9 protein-coding genes are annotated in these 8,236 nt (G+C 71.0%); 1 reads left to right on the top strand and 8 read right to left on the bottom strand.

Annotated elements, in window-relative coordinates; all coding sequences use genetic code 11:
• Positions 1 to 28 precede the first annotated feature (28 nt).
• Positions 29 to 400, top strand: a complete 372-nt coding sequence (locus B4M60_RS00085) for a 4a-hydroxytetrahydrobiopterin dehydratase (protein WP_291079331.1) — start codon at positions 29 to 31, stop codon at positions 398 to 400.
• 180 nt (positions 401 to 580) lie between these two features.
• Here B4M60_RS00085 and B4M60_RS00080 read toward each other — a convergent pair whose 3' ends face one another.
• The 8 genes from B4M60_RS00080 to nuoI form a co-directional block, all read right to left on the bottom strand.
• Positions 581 to 979: a type II toxin-antitoxin system VapC family toxin gene (locus B4M60_RS00080; RefSeq protein ID WP_291079330.1), complete on the bottom strand. Its 399-nt coding sequence runs from the start codon at positions 977 to 979 to the stop codon at positions 581 to 583.
• The gene (locus B4M60_RS00075; RefSeq protein ID WP_291079329.1) at positions 976 to 1,206 is read right to left on the bottom strand and encodes a FitA-like ribbon-helix-helix domain-containing protein; all 231 of its coding nucleotides are present in this window, start codon (positions 1,204 to 1,206) and stop codon (positions 976 to 978) included. The genes B4M60_RS00080 and B4M60_RS00075 overlap by 4 nt, the downstream gene beginning before the upstream one ends.
• A 135-nt stretch (positions 1,207 to 1,341) precedes the next feature.
• Positions 1,342 to 2,937, bottom strand: a complete 1,596-nt coding sequence (gene nuoN, locus B4M60_RS00070; protein WP_291079328.1) for an NADH-quinone oxidoreductase subunit NuoN — start codon at positions 2,935 to 2,937, stop codon at positions 1,342 to 1,344.
• Positions 2,934 to 4,490 (bottom strand): NADH-quinone oxidoreductase subunit M, encoded by a 1,557-nt coding sequence (locus B4M60_RS00065; protein ID WP_291079327.1) that lies wholly within the window; start codon positions 4,488 to 4,490, stop codon positions 2,934 to 2,936. Before B4M60_RS00065 ends, nuoN begins: the two co-directional genes overlap by 4 nt.
• Positions 4,487 to 6,475 (bottom strand): NADH-quinone oxidoreductase subunit L, encoded by a 1,989-nt coding sequence (gene nuoL, locus B4M60_RS00060; protein ID WP_291079326.1) that lies wholly within the window; start codon positions 6,473 to 6,475, stop codon positions 4,487 to 4,489. The genes B4M60_RS00065 and nuoL overlap by 4 nt, the downstream gene beginning before the upstream one ends.
• Positions 6,476 to 6,486: 11 nt before the next feature.
• Positions 6,487 to 6,786, bottom strand: a complete 300-nt coding sequence (nuoK, locus tag B4M60_RS00055; RefSeq protein WP_291079325.1) for an NADH-quinone oxidoreductase subunit NuoK — start codon at positions 6,784 to 6,786, stop codon at positions 6,487 to 6,489.
• Positions 6,783 to 7,535: an NADH-quinone oxidoreductase subunit J gene (locus B4M60_RS00050; protein WP_291079324.1), complete on the bottom strand. Its 753-nt coding sequence runs from the start codon at positions 7,533 to 7,535 to the stop codon at positions 6,783 to 6,785. Before B4M60_RS00050 ends, nuoK begins: the two co-directional genes overlap by 4 nt.
• Complete coding sequence (gene nuoI / locus B4M60_RS00045; RefSeq protein WP_291079351.1) at positions 7,532 to 8,077, bottom strand: NADH-quinone oxidoreductase subunit NuoI; 546 nt, start codon at positions 8,075 to 8,077, stop codon at positions 7,532 to 7,534. The genes B4M60_RS00050 and nuoI overlap by 4 nt, the downstream gene beginning before the upstream one ends.
• Between the last annotated feature and the right edge of the window lie 159 nt (positions 8,078 to 8,236).

Here is an 8,236-nt window from a genome sequence, read left to right as displayed (position 1 = left end):
CGCGGCGGGAGGTGCCAGACTGGACGGCATGAGCGCAGATGCCGACAACGCACGTCCCGACGCCGCAGGCCCCGGCGCCGACGACAACACCCGCCTGACCGAGGAGCAGATCGCCGAGGGTCTGGCCGACCTGCCCGGCTGGGCCCTGTCGGAGGGGTCGCTGACCTACACCGCCGTGTGCGAGACGCCGCAGGCCGCGATCAATCTGGTCGCCGCGATCGGGCAGGCCGCCAACTCGCAGAACCACCATCCCGACCTGCTGTGGAGCTACGACGAGGTCACGTTGGATCTCCGCAGCCACGATGTCGATGGCGTCACCGTGCGGGACCTCCGCCTGGCCCGGTCGGTCTCCGCGCTGTCCGGGGAGTTCGACGCGACCCCGCTGGGGCTGGGGGAGTAGGCCGGCTCGATAGTCCCGGACGCCGCTGGCGCCGCCCCGGCCCGGCCCCCCTGACGCCCGAGAGACTCCTGACGCCGGGAAGAGGAATTCGTGCGGATGTACTCGGCCGATACAGGCGAATTCCTCTTCGCGGCGGGGCGGGTAAGCGGGCGCGGCCCGGCGACAGCGTGTGCGTCGTTGTCAGGGCTGGATCAGGTCGATGGTCGCGTGAATACCGGGTGCACGCGCGAGTTTCGCGTCAGCGGTGAGTAGAGGCGCGTCGAGCAGTTCGGCGAGTGCGACATACGTGGCGTCGTAGGCACTCAGATTGCCCCTGAGAGTCCACGCTCGTCCCGCCAGGAGCATGTGGTCGTGAAAACTGAGATCGAGTTGCTCCAGGAGGTCCAATGCCTCCACTGCATCGGTGGTACTCGTCGTGCCGGCCGCCACACGTCGTCGTAGAACCTGTAGGACCTCGACAGGGAGCAGGTGTGGTGCGTGCAATTGGAGATCGGAGTCAGCGAGGCGGCGTCGTACCTGTTCGCCGAGGGGGAGATTCAGCAACAGTTCCACGGTGACAGAGGCGTCGAGGACGATCACCGGGCGTCTCGCTCGGCGCGAACAGATTCCTCGGCGGTCTCCCCCTGGTAATCGCGGGCTGGAAGCGAGGCGATCCGTTCGAGCAGTTCACTGCGGGTGGGGCGTTTGACCGACCGCGTCAGCTCGGCGAGAGCGAGATCTGACAGGGTCTTGCCCTCGCGGGCAGCGCGCTCCTTGAGGATGCGGTGAACCTCTTCGGGGACGTTACGAATCTGGATGAGCGACATGCATTGATGATGAGATCATCAGAGTTGCATGTCAACGGTTGTGTGGCCGATCAGCAGGCCGAGCCTGCGCCCCTGCGCGACGTCGGCCCGGGCCCCCGGCGGGGGGCGGGGCGCGGGAGCGAGGTGGGCGGCTGGCTACCCTCCGAACTCCGCCCCCACGAACCAGGATGCGGCGGTGGCCAGGTCAAGCAGCGGCTGCGGCATGATCCCCAGCAGGATGGTCACCACCACCGCGACGCCGACCACGGCGTACGTGACGGGGCGGCGGGCGAACGCCACCTCGCCGGCGGCGAGCGCGCCGGGCGCAGCGGAGCCGGAGCCGGAGCCGGAGCCTGCGTCGCGGAAGAACATCACCACGATCACGCGGACGTAGAACGAGGCCGCGATCGCGCTGGTGAGCACGCCGACCACCACCAGGCTCACCGCGCCGCCGGCCACCGCCTCGGAAAACACGGCGAACTTGGCGATGAACCCACTGGTCAGCGGGATACCGGCCAGTGCGAGCAGCAGCAGGGCGAACGCGCCCGCGACCACCGGCTGACGGCGGCCGAGCCCGGCCCAGGCCTGCAGGTCGGTGATCTCGGCGCCGTCGGGATCGCGGACCAGCCCGGCCACGGCGAAGACGCCAACAGTGCTGACCGCGTAGGCGGCGAGGTAGAACAGCACGGCGGAGGTCCCGGCCACCGGCGGGCCGAGCACTCCGGTCAGCAGGAAGCCGGCGTGCGCGACGGAGGAGTAGGCCAGCAGGCGTTTGACGTCGTTCTGGGTGACGCCGACGACCGTGCCCACGATCATCGTCAGGGCCGCGATCACCCAGAGCACCGGCGCCCAGTCTGCCTCGAGTCGGGGCACGGCGACGTGGAAGAACCGGAGGATCGCCCCGAACGCGGCGAGCTTGGTGCCGGCGGCCATGAACGCGGTGATCGAGGTGGGCGCGCCCTGGTACACGTCCGGGGTCCAGGTGTGGAACGGCACCGCTCCGACCTTGAACAGCAGGCCCACCGACATCATCGCCACGCCGATCAGGGCCAGCGAGCTGCCGCCCTCGGTGGCGACGACCGCCGCGATGCCCCTGAACTCGACGGTCCCGGCGTAGCCGTAGATCAGCGCCGCGCCGTAGGCGAAGAACGCCGAGGAGAACGATCCCAACAGGAAGTATTTGACCGCAGCTTCTTGCGAGAGGAACCGCCGCCGGCGGGCCATGCCGCACATGACGTACAGCGGCAGGGACAGCACCTCGAGCGCGATGAACAGGGTGATGAGGTCGTTCGCCGCGGGGAACAACATGAGTCCGCCGGTGGCGAACAGTGCCAGCGGGAACACCTCGGTCTGGGTGACGCCCGCCCGCTCGGCCTCCCGTTCGGCGTCGCCGCCCGGGGCCAGTGCGGCCTGCGGCGCGAAGCCCGCGAGCACCGGGGGACGCGACCCCGCCGCCACCCGCGCGCGTTCGCCGATGAGCAGCCCGGCCCCGATCGCCACGAGGACCGTCGCCCCCTGCAGGAACAGCGCCGGCCCGTCCACGGCCACGGCGCCGCCGGCGGTGACGGTCCGCGTCCCGGCGAGCAGCGCCACCGCCACCAGCGCGGCCCCGAGCCCGCCGAGGTACAGCACCATCTGCGTGATGTAGCGGTGCCGGGCCGGGGCGAATGCCTCGACCAGGACCGAGACGATCGCCGCGCCGAGCACCACGAGCAGCGGCAGGAGCGAGGAGTAGGCGATGTCTGGGGTCATCGGGTGGCACCTTCCACGTGGGCGACGGTGTCGGCGACCGCGGGATCGATCACGTCGAGCGCCGGCTGCGGGTAGAAGCCGAGCACGATCAGCGCCACGACCAGCGGGGCCAGGACCACCTGCTCGCGCAGCCCGAGGTCCGGGGTGCCCGCGAGGCCGGGCGCGACGGGCCCGCCCATCACCCGTTGGTAGGTCCACAGAATGTAGACGGCCGCGAGGACGAACGTCGCGGTCGAGAGCACCGCCGCGACCGGGAACACCGCGAACGTGCCGACGAACACCAGGAACTCGCTGATGAACGGCGCCAAGCCCGGTAGCGACAGGGTGGCGAGCCCGGCGACGAGGAACACCCCGGCCAGCACCGGCGTCACCTGCTGGACGCCGCCGAACCGCCCGATCTCCCGCGTGCCGCGGCGGTGCACGAGGAACCCGGCCACGAGGAACAGTGCGGCCGTGGCGATGCCGTGGTTGACCATGTACAATGCCGAACCGGTCGCGGACTGCTCGGTGGCGGCGAACACGCCCAGCACGATGAACCCGAAGTGCGAAATGGAGGCGTACGCGATGAGCCGCAGCAGGTCGGTCTGGGCGATCGCCATGACGCCGCCGTAGACGATGCTGATCACCGCCAGCGTCACCATCACCGGCGTCGCCGTGGCCGCGGCCTCGGGGTACAGCGGCAGGCTGTACCGCAGCATCGCGAAGGTGCCGACCTTGTCCACCACGGCCATCATGAGCACCGCGGAGGCGGGGGTGGCGGCGACGGCGGCCCCGGGCAGCCACGTGTGGAACGGCCACAGCGGCGCCTTGATCGCGAACGCGAGCGTGAACCCGGCGAACAGCAGCAGCATCGCGCCGGGCGGGATCTGCAGGCGACCGTCGGCGATGGCGTCGGTGATGAGGCGGTAGTCGAAGGTGCCGCGGCCGTCGGGTCCGAGCCTGGCCCAGTCTGTGTACATGTAGAGCCCAAGGACCGCCGCGAGCATGACGAGGCCGCCGAGCAGGTTGTAGAGGAGGAACCGCACGGCCGCCCGCGCCCGTTCGGAGCCGTCGGTCGCACCGCCGCCGAAACCCCCTGTACCGAAACCCCCGATGAGGAAGTACAGCGGGATGAGCATCGCCTCGAACGCCACGTAGAACAGCAGCACGTCGAGGCTGAGGAACGTCACCAGCGCCAGGGCCTGCGTGGCGAGCATGAGTGCGGGGTACGCCTGCGCGCGCCGACCCCCGTCGACGTCACGCCACCCCGCCAGCAGCAGCAGCGGCATGAGCGCGGCGGTGAGCAGCACCAGGACTAGCGCTACGCCGTCGAGTCCGAGGGAGTACGTCGCCCCGAATGCCGGGATCCACGGCCGAGATTCGACGAACTGGTACCGGTCGCCGCCGGGGTCGAACCCGACCGCCAGCGCGATCGCTACCCCCAGGACGGCCAGGGACGTGACCAGGGCGAGGGGCCTCGCCGCGCGGCGCGCGCTCTGAGGGACGACGACGACTAGGAGGGCACCGACCAGGGGCGTGAGCCACAGCGCGGTGAGCAGTCCGGGGCCGGTCACAGCGCGCCACCACCCAGCATCGCCGCGATCACCAGAACCGCGCCGATCAGCATGTACAGCGCGTAGGAGCGGGTGAGTCCGGACTGCAGGAGTCTCGTCCGGGCGGACAGTTCACCGACCGCGGTGGCGACGCCCGTCGCGGCGCCGGCCAGGACCCGGCGGTCGACCACCGCGGTGCCGGCCACGAGGGCCTGCCCGGGGCGCATGAACACCGCCTCGTTGAGGCGGTCGGCGTGGAGGTCGCGCCGCGCGGCCCGGGTGAGCGCAGAGCCCTCGGGGGCGGTCACCGGGATCTCGCTACGGGCGTAGCGGCGGACGGCGAGCGCGATTCCCGCCGCGACGACGAGGAGTGAGGCGGCGGTGACCAGCCACACGGGCAGGACGTGCTCGGGGTGGTGGTCCCCGACGACCGGGGCGAGCCAGTCCTGCAGGCGGCCGCCGATCGCGAGCAACGCGCCCGACAAGACCGACCCCACGGCGATCGCGATCATCGGCGCGGTCATGATCGCCGGTGACTCGTGGGGGTGGGCGCCCGCGGCCCAGCGCCGGGGGCCGAAGAAGGTCAGGAGCATCACGCGGGTCATGTAGAAAGCGGTGAGACCCGCACCGAGCAGCGCCACCGCCCCCAGCAGGTAGCCGAGCGCCGATCCCGAGGAGCCCCCGCCGGTCGCGGTGCTCCCCACGTCGAAGGCGGCGGAGATGATGCCCTCCTTGGAGTAGAAACCGGCGAAGGGCGGGACGCCGATGATCGCGAGGTAGCCCAGCCCGAAGGTGACGTAGGTGACCGGCATGACCGCGCGCAGGGCCCCGTAGCGGCGCATGTCCACCTCGTCGTTCATCCCGTGCATCACCGATCCCGCGCCGAGGAACAGGCCCGCCTTGAAGAATCCGTGGGTGAGCAGGTGCATGATCGCCAGCGCGTACCCGGCGGGGCCGAATCCGGCGGCCATGACCATGTAACCGACCTGGCTCATGGTGGAGGCGGCGAGCACCTTCTTGATGTCGTCCTTCGCGCAGCCGATCACCGCGCCGAACAGCAGCGTCACCGCGCCCACCGCGATCACCGCGGCCCGCGCGGCCGGGGCGGCGTCGAAGATCGGGTTGGCCCGGACGACGAGGTAGACGCCCGCGGTGACCATGGTCGCGGCGTGGATGAGCGCCGAGACCGGGGTGGGGCCCTCCATGGCGTCGCCGAGCCACGACTGCAGCGGGACCTGGGCGGACTTGGCGCACGCGCCGAGCAGCAACAGCAGCCCGAGCGCGGTGACCAGCCCCGAGCTCATCGCTGGACCGGTGGCCCCAGCCCCGACCGCCCCGGACCCCTGGACGCCTGAGAACACGCCCTCATACGACAGTGTCCCGAGCTGGGTGACCATGACCATCAGCGCCACACCCAGACCGATGTCGCCGACGCGGTTGACGACGAACGCCTTCTTCGCTGCGGTGGCGGCCGACGGCTTGTGTTGCCAGAACCCGATGAGCAGGTAGGAGACCAGGCCCACGCCCTCCCAGCCCAGGTAGAGGCCGAGGAAGTTGTCTGCCATGACCAGCAGCAGCATCGCGGCGAGGAACAGGTTGAGGTAGGCGAAGAACTTCCCCCGGGCGGGGTCGGCGGCCATGTAGCCGATCGAGTACACGTGGATGAGCAGGCCCACGCCCGTCACGAGCAGCACGAACATCAGGGACAGCTCGTCCAGACGCAGGCCGAAGTCCACGCGCAGGTCGCCGACCGAGACCCAGGTGAACAGGGTCTGGGCGGCGGCGCGGTCGCCCGCCTCCCGGCCGGCCATCGCGGCGAATTGCCACACCGCCACGGCGAACGAGCCCAGCGCGGTCGCGCAGCCGAGCAGGTGGCCCCACCCGTTCGCGCGCCGACCGAGCAGCAGCAGGACCGCCGCCCCGAGCAGCGGCAGTGCGGGGATGAGCCAGAGCGCGGGCTCGGTGATGGCGGGCGCCAGGGCGGCTGTGGTCGTCGTCGTCGTCATCGTCGTCCCCCCTAGTACCTGAGCAGGTTGGCATCGTCGACGGACGCCGATCGGCGGGAACGGTAGATGGCCATGATGATCGCGAGGCCGATCACGACCTCCGCGGCGGCGACGACCATGATGAAGAACGCGAACAGTTGGCCGGTGACGTCGCCGTGCATTCGCGCGAACGCCACCAGGGCGAGGTTGGTGGCGTTGAGCATGAGCTCGATGCACATGAACAGCACGATCGCGTTGCGCCGCAGCAGGAATCCGGCCGCGCCGATGGTGAACAGCACGGCCGAGAGGTACAGGTGGTACTCGGGGGTCACGGCCGTCCCTCCTCGCCGTCGCTGAGCTCCCGGTCCGGGTCCGCCCGGTCGGCCGCGTGCCGGCGCAGGACCTCGCTCACCGAGTCCTCGGCGTCGGAGCCGTCGGGCAGGCGGGCGGGGGTGTCCGCGGAGTTGCGGCGCGCGTAGACGCCGGGGCCGGGCAGCGGCGTCACGCGGGCGGTGTCGTCGTGCTGCCAGTCGAGGAAGCGCTGCTCGGACATCTGCCGCTGGGTCAGGCGCCCCGTGAAGCGCTCACGGTGTGCGAGCACCATGGCGCCGAGGGTGGCGATGATGAGCAGCACACCGGTCAGCTCGAACGCCCACACGTGCCGGGAGAACAGCAGCTCCGCCAGCGCCGGCACATCCGAGTAACCCGGTGCGAACCCGGCGAACGGTGGCAACTCCGCCCGCGCCAGCCCGGTGGCGAGGAGGATCCCGAAGCCCAGCCCCGCGACGATCGCCGCCACCCGGTGCCCGCGGATCCGCTCCACCAGCGAGTCCGAGGACTCCACGCCGATGAGCATCACCACGAACAGGAACAGCATCATCACCGCGCCGGTGTAGACCACGATCTGGCCCACCCCCAGGAACACCGCGCCCTGCGCGATGTACAGGACCGCGAGCGAGACCATCGTGGCCGCCAGGCACAGCGCCGAGTAGACCGCCTTGGTCGCCGAGACCACGCCGAGCGCCCCGGCCACGGCGATGGTGGCCAGCACCCAGAACAGCACTGACTCCCCGGTGGTCATGAGGACCCCTCGTACGGCTGGCCCTGCTCGGGCGCGGGCCCGGTGATCTCGCCGCGGTAGTAGTCGGCGTGCGTGGACCCCGGGACCATGTCGTGCGGGGCGGGGATCATCCCGGCGAGCATCGGTCCCAGGAGGTCGTGCTTCTCGTAGATCATGCCGGCGCGGTCGTCACCGGCCATCTCGTACTGGTTGGTCATGGTCAACGCGCGGGTCGGGCAGGCCTCCACGCACAGCCCGCAGCCGATGCAGCGGAGGTAGTTGATCTGGTAGACCCGCCCGTAGCGCTCGCCGGGGGAGTAGCGCTCCCCGGCGGTGTTGTCGGCGCCCTCGACGTAGATCGCGTCGGCCGGGCACGCCCACGCGCACAGCTCGCACCCGATGCACTTCTCCAGCCCGTCCGCGTAGCGGTTGAGCTGGTGCCGCCCGTGGTAGCGGGGCGCGGTGGGGACCTTCTCCTCCGGGTACTGCTCGGTGATGTTCTTGCGGAACATGGTCGCGAACGTCACGCCGAACCCGGCGATCGGCTCGAGGAACCTCGGCACCCTAGGCATGGCGGGCCTCCTGGGTCGGGGCGGGCCCCGCGGGCGGGGATCCGCGCGGTGCCGCGCGCTGGTGGGGGAGCGGCGGGACGGGGAACCCGCCGGCGACGGGGTCGAACGACACGGCGCCCCGGGCGGCGCGCGTCCGGGCGGCGGTCCGGG

It is taken from the genome of Dietzia sp. UBA5065 (genome assembly GCA_002415925.1).
Lineage (GTDB): Bacteria > Actinomycetota > Actinomycetes > Mycobacteriales > Mycobacteriaceae > Dietzia.
The sequence above is the reverse complement of the archived record's forward strand: the minus strand, read 5'-3'. Positions and strand labels throughout refer to the sequence as shown.

Bases quoted from the DNA above. Each gene is read 5' to 3' on its own strand.
- nuoL (WP_291079326.1), bottom strand. From the start codon at position 6,475: ATGACGACGACGACGACCACAGCCGCCCTGGCGCCCGCCATCACCGAG.
- B4M60_RS00085 (WP_291079331.1), top strand. From the start codon at position 29: ATGAGCGCAGATGCCGACAACGCACGTCCCGACGCCGCAGGCCCCGGC.
- B4M60_RS00075 (WP_291079329.1), bottom strand. From the start codon at position 1,206: ATGTCGCTCATCCAGATTCGTAACGTCCCCGAAGAGGTTCACCGCATC.
- B4M60_RS00050 (WP_291079324.1), bottom strand. From the start codon at position 7,535: ATGACCACCGGGGAGTCAGTGCTGTTCTGGGTGCTGGCCACCATCGCC.
- nuoN (WP_291079328.1), bottom strand. From the start codon at position 2,937: ATGACCCCAGACATCGCCTACTCCTCGCTCCTGCCGCTGCTCGTGGTG.